Origin of the sequence: Micromonospora sp. DT201 (assembly GCF_049841575.1) — a bacterium.
Lineage (GTDB): Bacteria > Actinomycetota > Actinomycetes > Mycobacteriales > Micromonosporaceae > Micromonospora.
Genome location: NZ_JBNCKP010000132.1, coordinates 1 through 218, shown reverse-complemented (window position 1 = coordinate 218; position 218 = coordinate 1). Strand labels below are relative to the sequence as shown.

The 218-nt window shown below is 66.1% G+C and carries 1 protein-coding gene; it reads right to left on the bottom strand.

All coding sequences use genetic code 11. The features are described 5' to 3' along the window. A partial coding sequence (locus ACLQ28_RS34700; protein ID WP_425690477.1) for a helix-turn-helix domain-containing protein occupies positions 1-218 on the bottom strand: 218 nt, incomplete at both ends.

Sequence of the window (218 nt, the reverse complement as noted above, 5' to 3'; positions counted from 1 at the left end):
TTGCCCTGAGCGTTTCGGTGACAGTACTTCCACCGATACACCCCACCCCACCCCTTCGGGTAGCCCACCCCCGCCACGTACCCAGGAGCCGGACCATGCGGATGTCGCTTACCCGTCGGCACCCGACCCCCGGTACCGCAGTGATTCCGCGACAACTCCCGCCACACCGTCGAGCGATCCCGTCCGATCACCTGCGCGATCTGCGGACAGTTCAACCC